21 protein-coding genes are annotated in these 22,699 nt (G+C 55.5%); 8 read left to right on the top strand and 13 right to left on the bottom strand.

Annotated features, from left to right (window positions below; translation table 11 throughout):
- Nucleotides 1-68 precede the first annotated feature (68 nt).
- Entirely contained in the window at nt 69-677 is a 609-nt protein-coding gene (locus tag MITSMUL_RS04975) for a methyltransferase family protein (protein ID WP_005840513.1), read from the bottom strand.
- Nucleotides 678-981: 304 nt separating this feature from the next.
- On the opposite strand from MITSMUL_RS04975, the gene MITSMUL_RS04970 reads away from it, so the two are divergent.
- Both MITSMUL_RS04970 and MITSMUL_RS04965 read left to right on the top strand, forming a co-directional pair.
- Complete coding sequence (locus MITSMUL_RS04970) at nt 982-1,677, top strand: DUF542 domain-containing protein (protein WP_040635505.1); 696 nt, start codon at nt 982-984, stop codon at nt 1,675-1,677.
- A 248-nt stretch (nt 1,678-1,925) separates the two neighbouring features.
- Nucleotides 1,926-3,056, top strand: coding sequence for a S1C family serine protease (locus MITSMUL_RS04965; RefSeq protein ID WP_005840509.1), 1,131 nt, complete (start codon nt 1,926-1,928; stop codon nt 3,054-3,056).
- 352 nt (nt 3,057-3,408) lie between these two features.
- On the opposite strand, the gene MITSMUL_RS04960 is transcribed toward MITSMUL_RS04965, so the two are convergent.
- Nucleotides 3,409-4,677 carry an RNA-guided endonuclease InsQ/TnpB family protein gene (locus MITSMUL_RS04960; protein ID WP_040635503.1) on the bottom strand — a complete coding sequence of 423 codons (1,269 nt, stop codon included), beginning with the start codon at nt 4,675-4,677 and terminating at the stop codon, nt 3,409-3,411.
- Nucleotides 4,678-4,772: 95 nt separating this feature from the next.
- Here MITSMUL_RS04960 and tnpA point away from each other — a divergent pair, with 95 nt between their 5' ends.
- Entirely contained in the window at nt 4,773-5,198 is a 426-nt protein-coding gene (gene tnpA / locus MITSMUL_RS04955; RefSeq protein ID WP_005840505.1) for an IS200/IS605-like element ISMmu1 family transposase, read from the top strand.
- A 149-nt stretch (nt 5,199-5,347) separates the two neighbouring features.
- Here the strand turns inward: tnpA and MITSMUL_RS04950 are convergent, their stop codons facing one another.
- Nucleotides 5,348-5,689, bottom strand: coding sequence for a winged helix-turn-helix transcriptional regulator (locus MITSMUL_RS04950; protein WP_005840503.1), 342 nt, complete (start codon nt 5,687-5,689; stop codon nt 5,348-5,350).
- Between the two features lie 148 nt (nt 5,690-5,837).
- Between MITSMUL_RS04950 and ygiD the strand changes: the two genes are divergently transcribed.
- Nucleotides 5,838-6,614, top strand: coding sequence for a 4,5-DOPA-extradiol-dioxygenase (gene ygiD / locus MITSMUL_RS04945; RefSeq protein WP_005840501.1), 777 nt, complete (start codon nt 5,838-5,840; stop codon nt 6,612-6,614).
- Between the two features lie 260 nt (nt 6,615-6,874).
- Here ygiD and MITSMUL_RS12305 read toward each other — a convergent pair whose 3' ends face one another.
- The 8 genes from MITSMUL_RS12305 to MITSMUL_RS04910 all read right to left on the bottom strand — a co-directional run bounded on the left by MITSMUL_RS12305 (nt 6,875) and on the right by MITSMUL_RS04910 (nt 15,336).
- Entirely contained in the window at nt 6,875-8,344 is a 1,470-nt protein-coding gene (locus MITSMUL_RS12305) for a restriction endonuclease subunit S (RefSeq protein WP_005840499.1), read from the bottom strand.
- Nucleotides 8,341-9,813: a class I SAM-dependent DNA methyltransferase gene (locus MITSMUL_RS04935; protein WP_005840498.1), complete on the bottom strand. Its 1,473-nt coding sequence runs from the start codon at nt 9,811-9,813 to the stop codon at nt 8,341-8,343. The genes MITSMUL_RS12305 and MITSMUL_RS04935 overlap by 4 nt, the downstream gene beginning before the upstream one ends.
- Nucleotides 9,814-9,819: 6 nt before the next feature.
- Entirely contained in the window at nt 9,820-12,138 is a 2,319-nt protein-coding gene (gene hsdR, locus MITSMUL_RS04930) for an EcoAI/FtnUII family type I restriction enzme subunit R (protein WP_005840496.1), read from the bottom strand.
- A gap of 374 nt (nt 12,139-12,512) precedes the next feature.
- The gene (locus tag MITSMUL_RS12710) at nt 12,513-12,665 is read right to left on the bottom strand and encodes a hypothetical protein (protein WP_211205214.1); all 153 of its coding nucleotides are present in this window, start codon (nt 12,663-12,665) and stop codon (nt 12,513-12,515) included.
- Nucleotides 12,666-12,716: 51 nt separating this feature from the next.
- Nucleotides 12,717-13,058 (bottom strand): hypothetical protein, encoded by a 342-nt coding sequence (locus tag MITSMUL_RS04925; protein WP_005840492.1) that lies wholly within the window; start codon nt 13,056-13,058, stop codon nt 12,717-12,719.
- A 490-nt stretch (nt 13,059-13,548) separates the two neighbouring features.
- The gene (locus tag MITSMUL_RS04920; RefSeq protein WP_005840486.1) at nt 13,549-13,929 is read right to left on the bottom strand and encodes a VOC family protein; all 381 of its coding nucleotides are present in this window, start codon (nt 13,927-13,929) and stop codon (nt 13,549-13,551) included.
- Entirely contained in the window at nt 13,926-14,675 is a 750-nt protein-coding gene (locus tag MITSMUL_RS04915) for a class I SAM-dependent methyltransferase (protein ID WP_040635501.1), read from the bottom strand. Before MITSMUL_RS04915 ends, MITSMUL_RS04920 begins: the two co-directional genes overlap by 4 nt.
- Nucleotides 14,676-14,694: 19 nt before the next feature.
- A complete protein-coding gene (locus tag MITSMUL_RS04910) occupies nt 14,695-15,336 on the bottom strand; it encodes an MmcQ/YjbR family DNA-binding protein (protein WP_211205213.1) in 642 nt (213 codons plus the stop codon).
- 1,368 nt (nt 15,337-16,704) lie between these two features.
- On the opposite strand from MITSMUL_RS04910, the gene MITSMUL_RS04905 reads away from it, so the two are divergent.
- The 3 genes from MITSMUL_RS04905 (at nt 16,705) to MITSMUL_RS04900 (ending at nt 19,389) form a co-directional block, all read left to right on the top strand.
- Nucleotides 16,705-18,330 carry a hypothetical protein gene (locus MITSMUL_RS04905; protein WP_040635499.1) on the top strand — a complete coding sequence of 542 codons (1,626 nt, stop codon included), beginning with the start codon at nt 16,705-16,707 and terminating at the stop codon, nt 18,328-18,330.
- 443 nt (nt 18,331-18,773) lie between these two features.
- Nucleotides 18,774-19,001: a hypothetical protein gene (locus MITSMUL_RS12705; protein ID WP_211205212.1), complete on the top strand. Its 228-nt coding sequence runs from the start codon at nt 18,774-18,776 to the stop codon at nt 18,999-19,001.
- 25 nt (nt 19,002-19,026) lie between these two features.
- Entirely contained in the window at nt 19,027-19,389 is a 363-nt protein-coding gene (locus MITSMUL_RS04900; protein ID WP_005840473.1) for a hypothetical protein, read from the top strand.
- A 151-nt stretch (nt 19,390-19,540) separates the two neighbouring features.
- Here the strand turns inward: MITSMUL_RS04900 and MITSMUL_RS04895 are convergent, their stop codons facing one another.
- Both MITSMUL_RS04895 and MITSMUL_RS04890 read right to left on the bottom strand, forming a co-directional pair.
- On the bottom strand, nt 19,541-20,434 hold the full coding sequence (locus MITSMUL_RS04895; RefSeq protein WP_040635497.1) for a LysR family transcriptional regulator: 894 nt from the start codon (nt 20,432-20,434) through the stop codon (nt 19,541-19,543).
- Nucleotides 20,435-20,549: 115 nt separating this feature from the next.
- Nucleotides 20,550-21,554: a carbon-nitrogen hydrolase family protein gene (locus MITSMUL_RS04890; protein ID WP_182406005.1), complete on the bottom strand. Its 1,005-nt coding sequence runs from the start codon at nt 21,552-21,554 to the stop codon at nt 20,550-20,552.
- A gap of 284 nt (nt 21,555-21,838) precedes the next feature.
- Between MITSMUL_RS04890 and nagB the strand changes: the two genes are divergently transcribed.
- Nucleotides 21,839-22,621, top strand: a complete 783-nt coding sequence (gene nagB, locus MITSMUL_RS04885; protein WP_050751638.1) for a glucosamine-6-phosphate deaminase — start codon at nt 21,839-21,841, stop codon at nt 22,619-22,621.
- Nucleotides 22,622-22,699 lie beyond the last annotated feature (78 nt).

Below are 22,699 nucleotides of genomic sequence, written 5' to 3'. Positions count from 1 at the left end.
TCTGTTGCCTTGCGGCAGGGGTGCTCGCTTTTTCTGGAGTAAGGTTCTTGCCTTACGGGCAAGCGATGTCAGTAGATGGAGAACATCATAGGCAGCAGGCCGCTCTCTTGCAGGGCCTCGATGAGCTCCATGATGCCGATGGCGATGACAAACCAGATGGCGTCACCGACGGCGTGGCGGAAGACGCTCGGCACGACTTCATAATGCTTCGGCTCGTGGAACAGGCTGAGTCTCGGCCAGAAGCGCGGCACGGTCTTGAGGTAGTTCTCATACGGCGCGCCGAAGATCCGCTTGAGCTTCATTTCCTCCGTGTGGATGATGGAGCGGTAGAGGATGCCGAACGAGATGATGAGGAAGAGCGTCAGGTACAGAGACTCCGTACAGAGCCCCACACCGACAGCGCCGAGGAAGCTGAAGAAATAGAGCGGATTGCGGCACATCGAGTACGGGCCCTCCGCGACGAGCGTATTATCCTTGTAGCCCGCGATGTACTGCGCGCACCAGAGTCGTCCGATGACCGCGATGCCTGCCAGCGCACAGCCAATCAGGAAAAGAATCCCCGTCAGCTCCGGCGCCACAAGACCAAGTTGCTTCTCCGAGACCATGACAACCCCCAAGAATAAGAGGCCAAACACCTGCGACAGGCGCGTGCGATAGTATGCGACAAAACGGCTCATCCATCATTCCTCCAAGCTTCTCTATCAATCAAAGGAACATTCTCTATCGAACTGACTACAGTCTACCAGCCATGCATAACAACCGGTGAAACAAAGATAACGATTGGATAAACAATCTGTGTCTCGCCGAAGAAAGGCCACAAAATCCGCACACTTTTTTATCCTGTACCAGATGTTACAGAAGAAGGTCCCCTTCTCCCCTTATACTGAAGATGTTCCAAGAACAGAGAACAAGAATCAAATGGGATTGATAGAAAAACACACACGAGAACAAAGACACAGCGAAGAAAAAGGAGCGATAACCATGATCACGAAAGATATGACACTGGCCGACGTCGTCAAGGCGCACCCGAACACGATCGGCTTCCTCAATAACCTCCACCTCGACTACTGCTGCGGCGGTCACGACGCCATCTCCATCGCCGTCCGCGAGAAGGGGCTCGATGTCGAGAAGTTCCTCGCTGACCTCAATGCAGTCGCTGCCCGTCCGACGAAGTCGAAGGACGTGCACGCCGACATCGAGTCGTTCAAGGACCTGACGGTCCTCGAGATGCTCGATGACCTCGAGGCTACGCACCACGTCACGGACCGCCAGCTCATGGCCGAGACGGAGCAGCTGCTCAACAAGATCCTCATCGTCCACTACCCGCACCACGGCGAGATGCTCACGCGCCTCCACCACCTCTATGCAGGCCTCAAGGCAGAGCTCGAGGAGCACTTCGCCAAGGAAGAGCAGCTCGTCTTCCCGCTGATGCGCCAGCATCCGCACCCGGACGAGAAGACGCTCGCCCTCGTGCAGGAGCTCGAGAATGAACACACGGGCGCCGGCGACATCATCAAGGAGATCCAGGAACTCACGGACAACTTCACGCCGCCGGCTGATGCTTGCCCGACCTTCCGCCGCACCTACACGGTCATGGAAGAGCTCTTCGACGATGTCTTCATCCACATCTTCAAAGAGAACTCCATCGCCTTCCCCGAATACGCAGAACAGCAGTAAAAGCGTCGCCCGTCCAAAAAGTCCAGCACTGGACTTTTTCGATGGGCGATTCACATAAAAGGCGTGTCGTCGGACCGTTGGACTGTCGACACATCGGATTCTGAGAAAAAAATCGCGCCTTTTCAGCTGATTTCCTTCTGCGCGTCGTATCCTCAAGATAACAAAAAGATGCCGTAAGGCTCGACTAGCACCAATCGCCAATCCCCCGACTCTTCCGTCCGATTGCCCGATTGATTGGAGGGAATACCATGAAATCGTTCTTTCAGAAACTGAATGCCAATAAATCCAAGAAGCTCGCCATCGCGCTGGCCGTCGCACTGTCGGCCACGGCGTTCGCCGGCTGCGGCTCGTCACAGACGCCGTCGAAGAGCAGCGCCTCGAGCAGCACACAGCAGACGCAACAGGCCAACCTCGACAACCTGTCGGATGCGCGCAACACGCCGACCGTCCGCGCCGCGGCCGCCGTCGGCCCGTCCGTCGTCGGCATCACCAACAAGGCCGTCGCACGCGACTTCTTCAACAATCCGGTCGAGAGTCAGGGCGTCGGCTCCGGCGTCATCTTCAAGAACGACGGCGGCAAGAGCTACATCGTGACGAACAACCACGTCGTCGACGGTGCAAACGAGCTCATCGTTTCGCTCGCCGACGGCCGCAGCCTGCCGGGCAAGCTCGTCGGCGCCGATGCGCTGACGGACCTCGCGGTCGTCGAGGTCGATGACGGCAACCTGCCGACGGCCGACTTCGGCGACTCCGATGCGACCGTCGTCGGCGAGTCCGTCATCGCCATCGGCAACCCGATGGGCCTTGAGTTCCAGGGCAGCGTGACGAGCGGCGTCGTCAGCGCCCTCAACCGCACGCTCGGCGACGGCGACGCGCGCATCAAGCTCCTGCAGACGGATGCCGCCATCAACCCGGGCAACTCCGGCGGCGCGCTCGTCAACATGGACGGCAAGGTCATCGGCATCAACAGTGCCAAGATCGTCGCCAATGGCGTCGAGGGCATCGGCCTCGCCATCCCGTCAAACGCCGTGCAGAACATCATCTCTGCCATCATGGAGAAAGGCTACGTGCCGCGCCCCTACCTCGGCGTCTCCATCTTTGACCAGCAGAGCGCCGCGCGCTACGGCTACCAGCTGAACCTCAAGAAGGGCGTCTACCTCTTCCAGGTCGTCCCCGGCGGCCCGGCCGACAAGGCAGGCCTGCGCAAGGGTGATGTCATCACCGCCATCGACGGCGCAGAGATCAAGGGCGTCTCCGACCTGCGCGCCAAGATTGCCGAGCACAACGTCGGCGACAAAGTCGAGCTGACCATCCAGCGCGGCAACCAGGAGCGCAAGGCAAGCCTGACGCTCGAAGAGATGCCGAAAGACAACAACTGACCATACATCCCTTTGTCCATACCGAATCAATAGACACACCTCATGGAAGCAGCGGGATCCCCCTCCCGACTGCTCCCCCGACAAAAACATGGCTCAAACGGGTGCAGCGAATCCCCCTCGGTGCCCCGACAAACCAAGAAAGGCCCGACTCGCCATCTCTCCCGGCAAGTCGGGCCTCTTTGTCAACTACCCGCGACTGAAGTCGCGAGCTTGAGGGAATCTTTCGATACCTCAATTTGCTTAGATAGGCCAGGCTTACTGCATTCGCAGTCTTGCGAGGTACAGCAGAGGTCCGGTAATTACCAAAGCCATTAGCGTCCGCAAGTTGCCAAACGGACAAGGTAGGTTCGCATCAATGCATGGATACGAGCTTTGCTTTGGCTCGCGCTAGGATGTTCTTGGCCGCATTCACATCGCGAAGGTGGTGTATCCCACATTTCGGGCAGATCCACTCGCGGTCCTTGAGCGTCAGTTTCTCTTTACCGCTCATGATATGGCCACAAGCGTGGCAGGTTTGCGTCGTATTCCGCGGGTCGACGGTGACGAAGTTCTTGCCGTACAGTGCTGCCTTATAAGTCAGCATACTAAGGAACATCCGCCAGCCATTGTCTTGGATGCTCATAGCCAGGGCATGGTTCTTCAGCAGATTCTTGCTCCGTAGTTCTTCTGCTGCGACCAGATCGTGGTTCTTGATCAGTGTCGCGGAAGTGCGGTGCAGGAAATCTTTGCGGCGCTGCATGACTTGTGCCGTGAGCCTGGCGACGAGCAAGCGCTGTTTTTCGACGTTCTTTGCCTCACGGAGCGAGCGATGCTCTTTCTTGGCACGGACAATCCGACGGCTCAGCTTGCGCTGTGCGTTGGCCAGCCGTCGTTTCTGCCTGCGGTAATAACGAGGATTGGCCACAATCTCGCCATTCGAGTCGGCATAGAAGTTCTCGATGTTCAGGTCGATGCCAATCTCTGCCTTTGTTTTCGGGCTGGCTTTCACGAATGGTTCATCGGAGCCGAGTTGGAATGACGCAAAGTAGCGGTGCAGGCTGTCTTTCGTGATGGTAATCGTTCCGATGCGGACTTCCTTCATGGCAAAAAGTCGGTCCAGTATTTTACGCGAACCTTGGAAGCGGATGCGTTTGAGCTTGGGCAGCATCAGATGATGCTTGTCGAGGAAGCGGGCGTTACTGGTAAACAGCGAAATCACCGTACCCTTGCTGTAATGCGGATTCGTCTGATACGACTCGACGGACGTTTTCTTGTGGAAGTTCGGCACACCAGCATGATGGACGGCACGGAACTGCTTCCAAGCATGCTGGTAGTTCTGCCGTGCATTGGCAATGGACTGCGCATCGATATCGGGATGCCGGAGCCATGGATAGCGGTCTTTCAATGCTGTTACCGTGCGGATTCGCTCGCGCAGTGCCTCGATGCGCTTCTCAATGAAGTCGATGTAGATGCTCCGTCTGCCGAATCGTGCGATCTCCTTGTTCACAGCGACATGTTCATTGTAGATGCAGCGTGCCGCATCCGCATTGCGTCGAATCATCTCTTTCTGTTGCCGGCTGGGGTAGATGCGGACTTTCAGACCGTAATGATAGGCATAATCCGCCATCTTCTTATGTTCCATTTTATTCGCCTCCTTCCTACTTCTATTATACAGCATATGAGATTGCCTAACAAGCAATATATCGCTATAATAAAAAAGAAAGGAGTGTGATACACATGAAACGAAAAGAGCGCATCCCAGGTGCAATCTATGAGCGTGGATACGTCTACAATTTCCACTTTCATCTGATCTGGGTGACGAAGTATCGGAACCCAGCCTTCACGACACCGGAGCTCGTGCAGGAGATGAAGGATATCTTGCTGCGCATCGCGCAGCTGAACGATGTGACCGTCGAAGAGCTGGAAGTCATGCCAGAGCATGTGCACATGCTCATCAGCTTCAAGCCAAAGTATACGCCGACAAACATCGTCAAGGCACTCAAAGGCGGCAGTGCCAGACTGTTCCTAAAAAAACATCCCGAGATCAAGCATGATAAATTCTGGGGTGGTCATATCTGGTCACGCAGCTACTATATGAGCACACTTGGCAACATGAGCAAGGAAGTAGTCGCAAAATACATTCAGAACCAGTATTCCAAGTGACTACCGTTGCGGCCATTCCTCTCCTGACTGAAGTGAGAAGATTCCTGGCCGCATTTTAATTGAGAACAGAATCTATGGACCAAATGGATAGGGCAGCAGTCGGACCGCTGCCCATCGGTCGGCAGTCGGACGGTCCGACCGTCCGACCATCAGCCGACTTTTGGTCGGTTGGCATGCAGGTAGTCGATGTAGTCCGTCCCCCATGCCCGGATGCTCTCGAGCACCGGCGCGAACTTCCTCCCGATGTCCGTCAGGCTGTACTCGACGCGCGGCGGCACCTCCGCATAGACCTTGCGGCGCACGATGCCCTCGCGCTCGAGCGACTTGAGCTGCGAGGACAGCGTCGCATGCGTGATCTGCAGCCCGCGCTCGAGCTCATTGAAGCGCCGCGTGCCCTGACTCAGCTCGTGCAGCACAAGGATTGCCCACTTCCCCTGCAAGATCTTCTGCGACGTCACAAACGGGCAGATGCCAAACAAATCTTTCCCCATATGAATCCTCCAATACGCAAGCACTTGATACCTAGTCAAGCAAAATTACCTTCTTGTCAACATTCTACACGATTCCTATAATATAGACAAGGTAGTTAGTACAGAAACGATACTTTTGTTGAAATACAACGAGAAAAGAGGAATCCCCATGAAAAAGATGCCCGCTATTTTCGTCGGCCACGGCAGCCCGATGATCGCACTCGACCACAACGAATTGACCGAAACCTACCGCCGCCTCGGCAAGCGCATCCTCGAGGAATTCGGCAAGCCCAAGGCCATCCTGATGGTCTCCGCGCACTGGTACACGCGCGGCACGCTCGTCCAGAGCGCCGCAAAGCCGCGCCAGGTCTACGACATGTACGGCTTCCCCAAGGAGCTCTACGAGCTCAAGTACGAGCCGGCAGGCTGCGCCGACCTGACGCGCGCGGTCACCGACCTACTCGGCGCCGATGTCGAAGTCGACGACAGCTGGGGCATCGACCACGGCGCCTGGAGCATCCTCGTCCACATCTTCCCTAAGGCCGACATCCCCGTCGTCCAGCTCTCCGTCAACGGCCTCATCGACGCGCGCCAGTCGTACGAGCTCGGCCAAAAGCTCGCCAGCCTTCGCGAGAAGGGCTATCTCATCATGGGCAGCGGCAACGTCGTCCACAACCTGCGCCTCGTCGAATGGGAGAATAAATACGGCAATCCCGCCGCCGACCGCTTCGACAAGGCCATCAAGTCGGCCATCGAAGCGCGCGATGACGAAGCCGTCATCGACTTCCACCGCTACCCCGACGCCGACTACGCCGTCCCGACGCCCGACCACTTCCTGCCCCTGTTCTACATCCTCGGCGCCTCCCAAGGCGAATCCCCCTACACCTTCAACAATGTCCGTAACCTCGGCTCCATGGCCCTGACCGGCTACGCCTTTGGCCTCTAAAAGCCTTCCCCGCGCACGGGGAAGGGAGACCGCGCAGCGGTGGATGAGGTCCACTTCTTGTCATCTCCACAAAAAAAATGTATACTAAAGATGCCAGATGAGTGTCTAACATGGCATCAAGCAAAACCCCCGTCCGGAGTGATGACCGGACGGGGGTTTTGTATTCATCGGAATGATTGTGTTCCGGTGGCGTTTTTTTGTGCTATGTATGGACGTTGTCACTTCTGCCTGAGATGCGGGGCAGTTGGCTATAGTGGCGATTAGGATTGGCTGGCCAGCTGCTGGCAGAGCGGCAGGAGTTCTTCGAGCTTGGCGACGATGCGGTATTGCTCGGCAAGCGGGGGCAAAGGCATAACTGTGTTAGTAATTTTTGCTTTTGATATATTTGGTTGTGCTCCACCAGCTCCCTTTTTAATAAAATATTTTCGGTTTGCAAATAAAAAATAAAAAAGATATTTATTGTACATTTCATGAACTAATTCACAAGCACAGCATGCCTGATTTGTTGTAGCCGGAATCTTAAGAATCCCAAGTTTACCTATTGTAGCACCATACATGGCGATAAGTACACTTCCGATAGGATTTATTTTAGTCGATGAATTTTTAAATCCATCATCTGTGATATATTCTGGTACTTCTTTTATGTACCCATCATTCAAATCTCCTGTTTTCAACCATGGAATTTTCCCTCCAAAGTATTCTGGATGTTGTCGAGATGGTGTTGCTCCTGAGCACCATTCCCCCAGTTCTCCGAGTCGCACCCACTCCCAACTATCGGGGATGTCGAAGGGCTTTTCGTCGTCGGTAATAGCGGGCAGGGGCTTGGATTTCTTGATTTTTTTCTCTTTGACGAGCCTTGCTTTCTCGGCGCGGATCTTGGCGAGCAGGTCTTTGGCCGTGCCTTCTTCCTTGCGCTGTGGCACGAGCTTGCCTTCGATAGCGTATTGGAGCAGGCTCTTTTTCATGGCGTCGGGGAAGCTCTGCTCAATAGATTGCAGCTTGGTCTGGGCTTTGTCGTAGGCATCGATATCGGGCTGGAGTTCTTCAATCTTGGCAACAATACGGTGCTGCTCGGCAAGTGGAGGAAGAGGTACAATAGTATTGGCTATATCCGTAAGAACCCAATTCTTATTTCCTATACCACGAGTGTGCGTTCGACATTGTTCTTGTACCAAAGGTGATTCTAGCAAAAACAATAGATACTTTGCATCGATTGAAGAAGAAAATTTTAATAGCGCTACACTAACAAAGATACTAAACTCTTTTTCTGTATCAATGATAACAGGAATACCTGTTGTCCCAACTTTACTAAGAAGTATATCTCCTTTTTTAGGATAGCAACGCTCACATAATTTTTTATGCTCGTCTATAGAAATATACTTTATGTTGGAAAAATCTATTTTGTGGTTAGATATATTTTTTACGGATAGGAAGGGAATACCTTCATTTTTATATACGGGTGTTTTATGAGTTCCATCAGTCAAACTCAATAAGATTTCTTCTAACCTTGTCCACACCCAATTTTCTGGTATATCAAACGGTAGATCATCCATCGAAATTGGTATTAACTTGCGTTGCTTCTTGATTTTCTTCTCTTTGATGAGCCGTGCCTTTTCGGCGCGGATTTCGGCGAGCAGTTCTTTGGCTGTGCCCTCTTCTTTGCGCTGTGGCACGAGCTTTCCTTCGATGGCGCGCTGGAGGATGCTGTTCTTTAGGTCTTGTGCGTTCATGCGTTGTCCTCCAGTTTGGCGGTGATGCGGGCGAGGATTTTATCGATATCGTCATTGAGGGATTTGCGCTGTTCCTGATACTTCTGGATGAGCTCCATGGGCTCGAGGATCTCTTCTTCTTCGTGCGGGAAGCCGCAGAGGTCGAGGTTGTAGCCGCCTGCGGCGATCTCGTCTATGGTGTAGCACTTGGCTTTGGGGAAGTCGCCCTCGAGGATTTCCTGACGGTCGTCCCACCATGCTTTGACGGGGTCGAAGTGCTCGAGGCGCATGGGCTTTGTCTTGCTGAAGTGCTTGTAGCCCTCGGGCATGTCGAGGCGGTAGAACCAGATCTTCTCGGTCGGGTGCGTGCGGTCGAAGAAGAGGATGTTCGTCGTGATGCTCGTGTAGGGTGCGAAGACGCTGCCGGGCAGCCTTACAATGGTGTGCAGGTCGCACTCGGCCATGAGCTTTTTCTTGATATTGACTTTCGTGTTGTCGGTGCCGAAGAGGAAGCCGTCGGGCAGGACGACGGCGGCGCGGCCTCCCTGCTTGAGCCGATAGAGGATGACGCTCATGAAGAGGTCGGCCGTCTCGCTGTCCGCGAGGTCGTCGGGGAAGTGGCTCATGACGTCTTTTTTCTCGCTGCCGCCGTACGGCGGGTTCATGAGAATCTTGTCGAATTTGTCTTTCTCTGTGTAGTCGAGGACGTCGTGGAGCAGGCTGTTGCCGTGGTCGATGTCAGGGTTGTCGACGCCGTGCAGCAGGAGGTTCGTGATGGCGAGCATGTAGGGGAACTGCTTCTTCTCGATGCCGTAGACGGAGTGGTTCCAGAGGGCGCGGTCGTCGGGCGCCGCGATCTGCTTCTCGAGTTCGCGCAACCAGCTGACGAGGAATCCGCCGGTGCCGCAGGCGAAGTCGGCCATGCGCTCGCCGAGGTGCGGCTCAATGCGGTCGGCCATGAAGTCGGTGACGGCGCGCGGCGTGTAGAATTCACCAGCGCGGCCGGCCGACTGGAGCTCTTTGAGGATGGTCTCGTAGATGTCGCCGAGGGCGTGCATGTTGTCGTAGCTCTCGAGATCGATATCGTCGATGACGTTGATGACCTGACGCAGCAGGACGCCGTCCTTCATGTACTGGTTCGTCTCCTCAAACATCGTCTTGACGATGCGCTTCTTCTTGGGCATGTCGGGCGTGATGGAGAGGTTCTTGAGCACGGTGAAGAGGTCGTTGACGAATTCGAGAAGCTCTTCACCCGTGTAGGCCGTGCCCGTGCCGTCGTCGTGGGCCCAGTTCTGCCAGCGGTAGGGCTCGGGGATGATGGAGTGGTAGTCGTCTTCATCCATCTCCCAGTCCTCTTCTTTGGCATCGTAGACCTTGAGGAAGAGTGCCCAGATGATCTGCTCGATGCGCTGGGCGTCGCCGTTGATGCCGGGGTCGTTGCGCATGATGTCTTGGAGCCGTTTGACGAGTCCGCCTAGATTTGTTGCCATATTGTCTTAACCTGCCTTGTATAGTTCTTGTTCGAGGGCGCGCACAGCTTCTTCGTAGCCTTTCTTGCCGTTGAAGAGCTTGCCGATGTGCTCGGGGGTGCCAAATTTCTGGAAGTCCTTCATGCGCAGCACGTCGGTCTTCTCGATGTTCTTGATGCCGAGGTCCTTGTAGCTCTCGAGCAGCGTCTCGAGGACGGCGCGCGCGGCGCCGCTGTAGCGGCTCAGGAAGTCGCGCCTCCGGACGCCCTCGGCGCGCTCGCGGCGCGTCAGGGGCTTCTGGTCGTAGGCGACGTGACAGATGAAGTCGAAGTCGTCGACATCGTCCATCTTCATCGCGTGCTTGAGCTTGTCGAGGTCGACGCCGCGCGTCGCGAGGGCATCGGCAATGGCCTGCTTCTTCTCGGCGGCGTTCCACTCGTGGATGAAGCGGTGGAGGTCGCCGAACTGCTCGAGGATGTTCTCCTTCGTGTAGTCGATGACGTTCTCCTGCTTCAGCAGCTTGCCATCCGTATCGTAGACGGCGATCGTCTCCTGCACGGTGTAGACCTTGCAGCCGTCGGCGCGCACGAAAGGCTTGACGGCGGGCTCGCCGCCTCTTCCGCCGCCTTTCCCGCCGCCGCCAGTCGGCTTGCCCTCCCCCTCGCCCGACTCGAAGCCGGGGTCCTCGATGATGGGACCGTCCCAGTCGGGGTCGGCGAAGAGGCGCGTGACACCGCGGAAGTCCATGATGACGAAGCTGCGCTTGCCCTCGTCGTAGCGCAGGCGCGTGCCGCGGCCGATGATCTGCTTGAACATCGTCATCGAGGTGATGTTCTCGTCGAGAACGATGAGCCGGACCATCTTGCAGTCGACGCCGGTCGAGAGCAGCTGCGACGTCGTCGCGATGACGGGCGTCGGCGAGGCGACGGAGATGAAGTAGCCGAGCTGACTCTTGCCGTAGGGGTCACTACCCGTGATGCGCACGACGTAGTTGGGATATTTCTTCATCATGTCGGCGTTCTGCTGGGCGAGCGCGTGGCGCATGCGCTCTGCGGCAGCCTCGTCGGCACAGAAGACGATGGTCTTGGCCATGCGGTCGGTGTGGAGCAGATAGTTGGTGATGCGCGCCGCGACCTCGCGGATGCGGTCCTCAAGCACGATATTGTAGTCGTAGTCCGTGTTGTTGTAGACGCGGTCCTCGATTTCCCTGCCGAAGAAATCGCGCTGGCCCTTGCACGGGCGCCAGCCCTCGCCGATGTTCATCTGCACATTGATGACGCGGAACGGCGCGAGGAAGCCGTCGTCGATGCCCTGCCGCAGGCTGTAGGTGTAGACGGGCTCGCCGAAGTAGTCGATGTTCGAGACGTAGGCCGTCTCCTTCGGCGTGGCCGTCATGCCGATCTGGATGGCCGTGTCGAAGTAGTCGAGGATCTTGCGCCACCGACTGTCGGCCTTGGCAGAGCCGCGGTGACACTCGTCGACGACGATGAGGTCGAAGAAGTCGGGCCGGAAGAGCTCGCGGAAACGCTCCTCATCGTTCTCGCCGAAGAGCTGCTGGTAGAGCGAGAAGTAGACTTCGTACGACGTGATCGTCGTGCGGTCGTCGGATGCGTAGTTGACCTTGTGGATGACACTTGCGAGCGGTCGGAAATCCTGCTGGATCGACTGGTCGACGAGGATGTTGCGGTCGGCGAGGTAGAGGATTTTCTTCCCGAGCCCCGCCTTGCGCAGCCGGTAGATGATCTGGAAAGCCGTGTACGTCTTGCCCGTGCCCGTCGCCATGACGAGCAGCAGGCGCTTCTGTCCGCGGGCAATCGCATCGAGCGTGCGGTCGACGGCAACACGCTGATAGTAGCGCGGCGCAAACGTGCCCTCCGACACATAGAAAGGCTGCTCGATGACTCTGACCTGCTCCTCCGTCAGATGGCCTTCCTCCTTGAACCGTGCGATGAGCTCGGCAGGCGTCGGGAACGCATCGAGCGAGAGCTCGCACTCGATGCCCGTCAGGAAGTCGTACTCGACAAAGCCGTCACCGTTCGAGCTGTAGGCGAACGGAAGGTCCATCATCTGGGCATACGCCTTGGCCTGCTGCATGCCAAAAGAGATGGTATGGTTGTTGTCCTTCGCCTCAACGACGGCCAGCGGATGGCCCGACTCTGTATAGAGCACATAGTCGGCGAATTTCGGCCGCTCACGCGCCTCCATATTGCCCTTGATGTTGACCCGCCCCGCCGTGATCGCCAGCTCCATGCGGATGTCCGACGCCGGCCAGACCCGCTCCAGCGCCGGCGTGATGTAGCGATGCTTGATATCTTCCTCCGATAAGAGAGACTTGTCCGTTTCCATATGATCACCACCAAACCATTCGTAATTTCTTAGATTATTATACCATTCTAGGGCCAGCTGTAATAGTCGGGAGTATTTTGTTTTCCCGGACAGACTGTAGTATAATGATCGTAGGCTAAGAAGAAGTCAACAAGCGTATCACACGCAAACGAAACGCCCCAGAGTTAGGCCCTCTGGGGCGTTTTGGGGTTGTTGAGAAAAGTTTTCAAGTTTCAACTTGATATTCATTCTCAAGTGTGCTATATTATATACATGCTTTCGTTAGCAGCTTCTTTTTAGAGGCGCGAAGCTCTCCTAAAATATAATACACATAGCAAAGATCCCGGCGTACTGCTCATGCGCCGGGATTTTTGTGCCTATCGAGAAGCATCTTCTCATCTATGACTCTTGAAAGACTCATTCTTTTGCACAGGCTTGAGCCCCTCACGATAGACGATAGTCTTTTTTATCCCCTCTACGGGGAGTCCTTTTGCATCGCTCAATGATTCTTGCAGCCCGTTTAGGATTTCGGCGGCTTCAATGGACATACTATCTTTCATGGCGCTCATCACCTTTCCGTTGAAATTATCGTTTACACATCACGGCACATACCGTATCGGTATCTGACATCCTTTCGGAAAGAAGTGCGCGACGTTTTTCAGGCGGTATTTCTGGCGGACGGTCTCGTCGGCAATCCGACCGACGAATTCGTAGCGGTCCTTGGCCCATGCTCCATCTTCTTCTCGCTGCATGAACGTCGTCCCACCGGGGAACCAGTCGGCGACTTGGTAGACTTCGCGGACGATGCCCTGATAGACGGCCAGGACATAGTCGGCCTGCCGTGCGTGCTCCACATCGACGCGCCAGAACCCGCGCGTCATCTCGTAAAGCTCCAGAGGCGACAGGGCATCGCTGTAGGTAGCGCTAATCCGGATCATCATGAGCTTGTCCGTGATTTCCTCTTCACGCAGGGCTGTGGAATGTTTTCACAGCTATCTTTTACCAAACGATAGAATTCGATACATTGCTGTGAAATCCTGCCAAACATACGCTGTAATAGTCGGAAATGCCCCAGAGTTAGATCTCCGGGGAGGTTTTACAATGGCAACTGAGTCACAAGACAAGCGCGGCAAAGTGTGATAGAATACAATGCAGGAGAGATTTCACTGCTAACGATGAAATCGAAAAGTCGCCCCGGTTGAGCAGAACCGGGGCGATTTTTGATCGTTGAGAAAAATTTTCAAATTTACACTTGATATTCATTCTCAAGTGTGCTATATTCTATGTAGGCTTTCGTTAGCAGCTTCTTTCAAGAGGCGCAAAGCTCTCCTAAGATATAATACACAGCAAAGATCCCGGCGTACTGCTCATGCGCCGGGATTTTTGTGTCTGCGAGCATAGTCGGACTGACTTCACAAGGGAATGCCTGCTTCACTCGTGATATTCTGCGAGCTCGACTAGATTCCCGTCGGGGTCTCTTAGGTAGATGCTCCGCATCGCGCCGCAAGCGCCATGCCGTCGCACTGGCCCGAGCTCGATTGGATAGCCCTTGCGCTCGATTTCCGCTTTCGCCTTGTCCAGGCTCCCGTCGAGGATCAGGCATAGGTCGAGGCTGCCATAAGTCGGATGCTCTGCGGCCGGAAGGAACTCGGCCTTTCTCGTGTGGATGTTGAATTTCTGACTGCCGAAGCGGACGGCATAACGCCCATTCCTCTGGTCGAGCTCCATGCCGAGGATGTCGACATAGAAGTGCAGGCAGGCATCTACGTCCTGTGTCGTGATGACGATGTGGTCGATATTCTTGAATCTCATAGTTTCCTCGCTCTCAAGCGGATACGAACGTAATCTACATACCATGTACCGTCGATGAACAGTCGGCTGCGCAGTCGCTCTTCCGCTTCGTTGATGATTTCGTCGGTCTCTTCCTCTGGAATCCCGTCAAACGGCTTCAGATCGAACATTCGGATCCAGTCTTTTATCGTCCCTTTTTGCGGAGTCGGTCGGTCAAAGAGTATCGCGTACTCCACGCGCATCCCGCATTTCTCAATCAGCGGCGCATATTGCCCGATCGTCGGGAAAAAGACAATTTTCTTATAGGTTCGCTTATGCTCACGGAACAATTCTTCCAATGTGCTGTGAACCGCCTCTCCACAGCCGTAACCACCGAATTCACACACAAGTTCGCCGCCAGGTCTGAGGTTCCGAGAGACATTGCGCAGCAGCGTTTCCTGTTTATCGGCGTCAATCCAATGGAAGACGGCGTTCGAGAATATGGCATCCGCCGGCGTGTCCAGCTGGAAGCTGAGTGCGTCCGCCTGCTGGAAGGAAATGTTGGGATATTCTTTCCGCGCGATCTCCAGCATGGCCGGAGAGGCATCGATGCCCATCACTTGGTAGCCCAACGATTGAAGTCGGTCGGTCAGGCTGCCATTGCCGCAGCCTAAATCGACCACCTTGCTTCCCGGGCCGACTGTCAAGAGTTTCAGCACGTCTTCCCCGTATTTTGGCACAAAAGAAAAATTGTCACGATAGCTGTCCGCATCCCATGTGTTGTTCATCTTCATCACACTCCTGCATTCATTCTGTGAGCCGGTAGCTGCCCTCTATCCAAGCCATAATGGCTTCATCCGTCTGGGTGTCGTCCAGTACGACGGAGATCCAGGTCTTGTGGTTCATGTGGTAGGCGGGATAGACGCCGGGCAACTGGAGGAGGGCTTCTCCGTGCTCGGGTGGTATCTTCAGGTTGATGACGTCGACGAGCGCGGGGTTGCCGTCTTTGTCAAGCACGGCGCGCTTCACGCGCATGATCAGGGCGAACCACTTGCGGTTGGATGCATGACGGAATGTCCCATAGGACTGGTAGCGCTCTGCTCTCTCCCACGGGAAGTCCGGCTCGACCTGAAAGCGCTCGAGGATGCACTGCGTCAGGCGGTTGGCCTGGTCGGACGCGAACAGCACGTCCTGACAGCAGGCCGCCGCAACGTCTTCCAGAAGCTGCTCGTAGGCCGCACGGACCGTGTTGACGTACGCGCCCGTGGCATTCTTCTGGCGCAGCTGGTAGTAGTCATCCTGAGAAATCGCGTCGATCACGCGCCCCGTGACCGCGCCCTTCTCCGTCACCGACAGAACCGCCTTGAAGTCGCCATCGAGAAAACTCCGCTCGAGCACATAGCCATCCCCGACTGGACGGAAGCCAAAAGCACGCATCTTTTCCAGCACCCACCGCTTCCGCGCAAAAACGCTTTCTTCGATTGTTTCCATGATGGCTTCACTCCCTACGACAAAATCCTAACATAGAATTCGATGCGCTGCTGTGAAATCCTGCAAGACATACGATGCATCCCGCAGTTTAGTGACGCGATAATACAAAGCATTCAGATTCATTCACTGTCCTGTAGCTCCTCTTATCCGATTGGCCTCGATTTCACTCTTCCTTGATTTTCAGTGTCATCTGTACTATACTGAGATTGTAAAGAGATGGTAGTCATCTTCTACCGAACGACAAAGAACCTCCCGCCGGAGTGATGACCGGTGGGAGGTTCTTTGTCGTTCACGTACTGATGATTGTACGGCGGAACATGGCGCATTGTCGCATTACCGTGGGTGGCGGTGCAACCAGTGTTTCACAAGTTCGACGAGCAGTCCACTGATGGTTCCTGCAAGGATCCCTGCTAACACAGTAACCCCGAAAGAGATGATAGTCATGTGCCTCTCCCCTCCCTCTGTGCCAGATTGGCTTGATGGGAGCCGCGACAACGATACCATTCTAGCATATAAGCAAAGGAAAGCAAATATCCCACCTTTAAACGCTGATCCGTCCGACTCAGTCTACTACAACAGTCCGACTGAAAAAAGTCCAGCGCTGGACTTTTTTCAACGTATCAGAAGATGATATATTATGGAAATAGCCCCCCCAGAGATTGCCACTCTGGGGGGGCTATAGTCGATGCAAAGATGCTTGTATCCTTTTGCCTACGTATATCATAACGCAATGATTGCTGGCACGTCAAGCGCCTCTCTCCGTCATCTGCGTCTGATTCCTTTAGATAACGACACTTCTGTCAAGCGAAGTGTCAAAATGAGTGTCAAAATTTTTCCATTTGTCAAAGCCGAACTTCTGTTGATTTTATTCGGTTCCTATGCTATCATTAAAAGCAACAGAACAATTCGCATGAAGATATGCGAGACATGAAGATATAGAAAGAGCCCCGCAGTACTGCAAATACTACGGAGCTCACTATATCACAGCTCGTATCGAGTTTGGCGACTCGGTATGACGCGCTAGTCGGACAACCCTCCGATAAGCTGACTGTAACTTTCATATCTCTATTGTATCAAAGATATTTCCGGATATCAAGAGATAGTCGGTATGAATTTTTTCCCCAGCCCTCTGGCTCGCATCTAGGAGTCGGGTGGCTCGGGATGGGATGGCATCCTCTCGGTTTTGCTCACGTTTTCGCGAGCGGACGAGGCGAAGTCACTTCCCGCAGCATCTTATCTGAATACGAGGGTCTGCCCGATGAGGGCAGGCCTTTTTTGATGCGCCATAAGGCGTGGTATTTGGATGAGCAGTCGGGAGGTGATCGCATGGGGAAGTCGGCTCAGCAGTATTTCAGTAACAAGGAGGACAGTCAGGCGAAGTCTGCCTATCTGCGGGCGCAGTATGCAGAAGTCAAGCCGCTCGCCTTCTACGATGCGGTCCTTGGCGCGGCGGATACCGATTTCCCGCTCTGCGTGGCGCACACTGAGTCCGCTGAGGGGCATCGTCTGGCAAATTATGAGAATGTGCTGGAGATGCTCGTCGCTTCGGGAGGACGGTCGGACTCGTTCGTCTATCCGGCAAAGTATTACAACGCCTATCCGAAGCAGAAGCTCATGCACGAGCTGCGCTGCCTCTACATCGACCTCGACAAGGTCGACGCCAAGAGCCTGCGCCGCCTCTGCCAGAAGGGGTTCTACGGCCAGCGACCGACGTATCTCGTCAACTCGGGCAATGGCGTGCATCTCGTCTACGTGCTGACGCAGCCGCTCGCGGCCTACCACTGGGCCAAAGACCTGCTGCGCGAGATGCACAGCAGCCTGCTCCGCTTCTTCCGCAAGCATCGCTTCGCGGCAGATCTCGGCACGGGCCTCTCGCATGCCTACCGCATCGTCGGCAGCCTGACGAAACTCGGGCAGACGTGCCGCGCCTATCGCGTCGGCAAGTGCGTGGAAGTCGGACAGCTGGCCGCATCGCTCGGCATCTGCTGGCAACGCCCCGTAAGCAAGTCCGGCAAAGTGTCGTACAACCATAAAGAAAAACAGCCGCGCAAGGGCAGTCCAGCCCGCCGTGGCTTCTACGATTATCTCGTGCACACGATTGAGGCGCGCACGCAGGAAGGCCACCGCTACAGTTCGCTCTTCGCGCTCGCCTGCGTCGGCCACAAGTGCCATCGGGCCGTCGAGGGCATCCTCGAGGATGCCGTGCGCCTTGCCGCCAAGCTCGGCCTTCCCAAACACGAGGCGGAGCACGCCGTCGCAGCCTGCAACCCCGAGAAGGCGCAAACCGTGCGCGCGGCGACGCTCGAAGGCTGGCTCGGCTGGTCCTTCGACCACAAGACGAAGCGCAACGGCCGCACGCGCGCCGAGCACCTCGCCGAGATTGCCGAGCGCCGCACGGCGGCAAGCCGCCGCCGCGTCACGGACTACCTCGAACGCCACCCCAAGGCCACCATCTCCGAGATTGCCCGCACCCTCGCCATGGGCCGCAAGACCGTCGCCAAGTACTTCCACGAGTGGCTCGAGGCCCTGCGCGACAAAGTCGTCCAGCAGGCAAAGGCTATGCTTGGCGCGAGCCCTGCCGCCAAACCGTCCGACTGTACAACCGACTGTACGGCCGTTTCAATCGAATCAGTCGGACCATCACCGACCGTCATCACCTCCGACTATCCATCGACCGCCACCAATCCCGACAGTCGGCCGACCATCAGCACAGCCCCCTCCGCTACAATCGATACGCCTGTCGACACTTCAAGAGAAGAAGGCCCCGGCCGCCGCGCGTTCCTCGCCTATTTTGCTCGCATGCGTCATTCATTGCGTCATTACCTGCCCCTAAGGGCGAGCTCTGCTCCGCGCAGTGCGCAGGAAGAGGAGAAGGGCATAAAGAAAGCCGACTTCTGGAGACCAGCAAGCCCACTCGAAGATGCCCATCCATGCTCTCTGCAGCCAGACTAGGAACCCCCGCCTCCCTGTGAGAAAAAGCAGCTCCGCGGCGGGCCGCTTCGCATGCGCAAAATTATCATGACTGCCGAGATGCTTCTCTGTGTCGCTAGAAAAAACAGAGAAGATGTGATACAATCGAGATAGAAAAGCGGCCGATGTTCGCGCGTCGGATCCGCCGTTCGTTAAAAACTTGGGACGTTCCGATTTTGCAAAGTGTCAGTCAGCTGCTATTTCAGCATAGCCAGGAGCGCCGCGAGCAACTGCAAAAAAGCCAGCACAAGGGCTACTTTCTCGTAAGTCGTCATGGCATCACCTCCCCGTGAACGGGGAACCAACCATCGACCGCCGAGAACAGTATACCATGTCGCTGGCCTTTTTGCATCCACCGACTACGATCACTAACATGCACGAAGCCCCCGAGGAGAACCATTCCCCGGGGGCTTCGTTTGTGCTGGATGAACCCAACTCTTTTCTTATTACATATAATACCATGCCTCATGGCAAAAAGACAGGTCGTCTGCGGCAGCGTGATGCCGGAGGCCCCGGCCTCCATCCTCCAGCTGCACCGCGATGTGACGGTCATCCTCGACCGCGCCGGTGTTGCGGTCGTTCCCGTTGTAGTAGAAGCGCATCGGCAGGATTTTCTTTCATCTCGTCGAAGCGAAATGATAGGGAAAGATTGATCAAAACATCGAAGGAGATAAAACTATGGAATCAGGGAAGACTCGTTGGACGATTGACATCTCGGACCGGGATAGCGATGCTGCGGTAGCACGCATCAATGCGGAGCTGGCCGACATCTTTGCACGGCGTGGGGATACGCAGGCGGTCTATGTGACGTTTGACTTTGAGTTCTCGGCGTACTTCTACAACGTCGCGAAGATGACGCTGCTGCCGCATCGCGGCCTTGGCTTAGAGGACAAGGCGGGCAAGCCGGTCGGTGTCATCTTCATCGAGGCGGATATGGACGTGATGAAGCTCCACGAGTACCAGGGGGCCGAAGGCATCGCCATTGATTTCTTCAAGCCGAAAGAAGTAGAAGCAGGTGTAGAGGCAATGCCTTTGAGATAGAGCAGATTCGCTAGTCCGACTGTCGGACAGTCGGCAGTACAACAACTGCCCGACTGAAAAAGTCCAGCACTGGATTTTTTGACATACAGCAACGCCCCGACTGACAGAAGGATGATCCGTGGGGCGTTGCTTTTCGCATTTCACGTTCGTTCTATGCTTGCATCATCTTCTTGCACCACGTCTTTGAATGACGGATGAAGCACTGCAGGTTGTCGGACAGCGGGATGTCTTTCTTGTAGATGAGGGCGACGTTCCAGTGCGGATGCTCGTGAAAGGGGATGCAATGCAAGGTCGGGTTGCTCATGTCGTGGAAGATGAAGTCCATCGAGGCAGTGTTGCCTTTGTGCTCCTTGCATAGCTTGTAACAGAGGCTGAAGCCGCTCGTGTTGAAATAGACATCGAGATTGGTGTTTTCTCGGCGACAGGTCTCAGCCATGATGTGGTGGATGAGGAAGTTGCCGTTCTCGATGATCATGGGCTCGGCGGCGATGTCGCGAACAGACACTTCAGAACAGTCGTAGAAGCGGCTGCCGGGATGTGTGATGAAGAAAATCTCGCGCGAGAAGAGTGGAATGTAGGCAAGCTCATCCCGTTCATGCAAGTACGGCATGAGTCCGACATCATATTTCTCGTTGAGGACGTTCTCCTCGATGTAACTGTCGGGGAACTCCATGTAGTCGAGGTGAACCGTCGGACAGTGTTTGACGAAGGTACGGATGAACTCCGGTGACAGGAAGCGCAGGATGCCGTAGGCCGACACCATGCGCAAGAAGCCTTCATTCTGCAGGCGCATCTCAGTAATCTCGCGAGAGGTGTCATCGAACTCTGCCACCATACGTTGGGCATGCTCGTAAAAGACTTTGCCGTACTCCGTCGGCACGACGCCCTTCTGCGAGCGGAAGAGCAATGGCGCGCCGAGCTCCTCCTCCATGCGCTTGACCTCCTTGCTGACGGCCTGCGGTGTCATGAAGAACGACTGCGCCGCCGCTGAGATGCTGTGCTGTTCGCAGATTTTCAAGAAACATGCCATATCGCGGATATTCACGATTACACCTCCCAATTAAGTCCCTGACCACAAAAGAGGCGACCTTCTCCAAGGCCGCCTCTTTGCTATCTCCATGATAGGAGAGGAGCATGTGTTTTGTCAAGCAGGACAGGCATCATTTGTCGTCTTCTGCTGCAAACGGCTGCATCTCCTCGTAGGAAATCGTCTTCTGCTTGCCGTCACCGAAGAAGCGCACAACCGGATTCGGATTGCGGTTGAAGTTCATGCTGAGGCTCTGGTTGCTGTAATGGCCAGCCGGGTCCATCAGGTACTTGTAGTCGATGATCTTCTCTAGGTCAATCTCGGCAATAGCGAGCCCTTCCTTGCCGGACGGGACGTAATCGCTGATGGGATTGCCGTCCGGTCCAATGATGGCGGTATGGCCCTGCTTGAGGGTCTTGAAGTAAGCGAGGCGGTCTTCCTCGAGGTTGCCGTTCTCATCGGTGCAGAGCATCGTGTAGGTGCGGTCATCGTAGACGGAGCTCGTCATGAGCACGAATGTCTGCGTCTGGATGGCGTAGGCACGGCTGGCGATGTCATCGTCGTAGTAGCCCGGCCACGAAGCGACATGGACCTGCTCGTTCTGCCCATTCATCGCGCAGATGTCGAGCGGCACATCGTGCTCCCAGCACTGGCAGCCACCGAGGTTACCGAGCTCCGTCTCGAAGACCGGCATCATGCTGCCCTGACCGTCGCCCCAGACAAGGCGCTCTGCCACAGAGACGCGCATCTTGCGGTGCTTGCCCATGAAATTGCCTTTGTTGTCAAACCAGAACTGTGTCAGATAAAGCGAGCCGCCATCTTTCTCGGAGCCACCCATGCAGACGAAGATGTCATTGTCGCGGGCTGCCTGGCTGATCTTTGCCATGGCACTGCTCGGGCATTCGACTGCATTGAGATAGAGCTTGTGGTAAAAGCGTGGCACATAGTCGAGCGCGCGCCCCAGGAAAGCGAACCAAGGGTAGCCTGGCAGGTAGCCTTCCGGGAAGCCGATGAGCTTGACGCCCTGATCTGCAGCCTCCTTGATAAAGCCGATGGCCTTGTCCACCGATGCATCGAGATCAAGATAAACAGGGGCTGCCTGTACAGCCGCAACTTTATACTTTGGATACTTCGCCATGATGAATTCCTCCTTCACCAACTCCACGACTTGTCAGACTCCCGGGAAACGAAAAAGGCACCAAGGAGATTTATCATCTCTTTGGCGCCTTTGCCTTTCGTTGCTTTTATGATACTGCTGATAGGTCTAGAAGAAAAGCAACGAGTTCTTGACGGGTATCAACTGCATGTTGAAGGAAGCAAGCGTTTCCACAAGGGATTTTCCTCCCCCCCCCCCCCCCGCCATATCCTTTGATTTTTGCTGTCATCATGGTGGTAAGATAGAGAATGAAAGGAGATGTTATGATGCGTATCATCATCACGGATTCGTACCGTCAGATGGGACGGGAGGCGGCGAATATGGTGGCGGGGCAGCTCTATCTGAAGCCGGACAGTGTGCTGGGGCTGGCGACGGGCAGCACGCCGCTGCCGATGTATCGGAGGCTCATTGCCCTACATCGGAGCCTTGGGCTGGACTTCTCAGAAGTCACGACGTTCAATCTCGATGAGTATGTTGGCATGGCGCCGGACAATCCGCAGAGCTACCACTATTTCATGAACGAGAACTTCTTCAGCAAAGTGAACATACGGCCAGACCACACGTATCTGCCCGACGGGATGGCAGAGGACCTCGAGGCGGAAGGCCATCGCTACGATGCGCTGATTCAGCAGAAAGGTGGCATCGACCTGCAGGTCCTCGGTATCGGGCAGAACGCACACATCGGGTTCAACGAGCCGGATGTAAAGTTTGAGGCCATCACGCACTGCGTGGAGCTCGACGAGGAGACCATCCGCGCGAATTCGCGCTTCTTCCAGCGCTTAGAGGATGTGCCGCGCTATGCCATCAGCATGGGCATCAAGACCATCATGATGGCCCGGCGCATCCTCTTGCTGGCCAATGGCGCGAACAAGGCCGAGGCTGTACGCAAAGCCGTCTGCGGCAGCGTGATGCCAGAGGCTCCGGCCTCCATCCTCCAGCTGCACCGCGATGTGACCGTCATCCTCGACCGCGCCGCCGCCGCACGCCTGCCCGCGCACCTCGAGGGGACAAAGATCCTTTACAAGGGCAGGATGGACCACGCAGAATAATCCATCCGAATGTCCAACAGTAAGTCCAATAGTCCGACGGTCGGACTGTCTTTGAAAAAGTCCAGCGCTGGACTTTTT

This window comes from Mitsuokella multacida DSM 20544 (genome assembly GCF_000155955.1).
In the GTDB taxonomy this organism is placed as follows: Bacteria; Bacillota; Negativicutes; order Selenomonadales; family Selenomonadaceae; genus Mitsuokella; species Mitsuokella multacida.
This window is presented reverse-complemented; position numbering and strand designations above follow the sequence as displayed.